The organism is Pseudomonas sp. Pseusp97 (assembly GCF_047304025.1).
Classification (GTDB): Bacteria; Pseudomonadota; Gammaproteobacteria; order Pseudomonadales; family Pseudomonadaceae; genus Pseudomonas.
Map to the genome: position 1 here is coordinate 1 of NZ_JBGLYK010000487.1, position 538 is coordinate 538.

The window sequence follows — 538 nt, forward strand, 5'->3', positions numbered from 1 at the left end:
GCGCCCAGCGGCGGCGACGAGCTGATCCTCTACCAGTGCCTGCTGGGCAGCTGGCCCCTGGGGCTGTCCCCGGACGATAGCGAGGGCATGCGCGACTACCACCAGCGCATCGAGCAATGGCAGCGCAAAGCTATCCGCGAGGCCAAGCTGGACAGCGACTGGGGCGCACCCAACGAAGCCTACGAACAGGCCTGCGCCGACTTCCTCGGCGGCATCCTGCTCGCGGAAACCGGCGCGCCGCTGCGCCGGGCCATTGCCGAGGCAGCTGGGTACCTGATGCCCGCCGGCGCACTCAACTCGCTGGCGCAATGCGTACTGCGCAATACCACGCCCGGAGTGCCCGACCTGTACCAGGGCAACGAGTTCTGGGACTTCACCCTGGTGGACCCGGACAACCGCCGGGTGCCGGACTACGCCGCCCACGAGGCGGCACTGGCGCAGGCCCCCCGGGCAGTGGACAATACCATGGTCAACGACCAGCGGACCGTATCCTTCGACTCCGGCACCGGGGCACTGCTGCATGTGCAGAAGCCCTACC

The 538-nt window shown here is 68.8% G+C and carries 1 pseudogene; it reads left to right on the top strand.

The annotated features are described in order from the left end of the window. A pseudogene (locus tag ACCC94_RS30045) lies at positions 1-538 on the top strand (hypothetical protein); the annotation flags it as partial.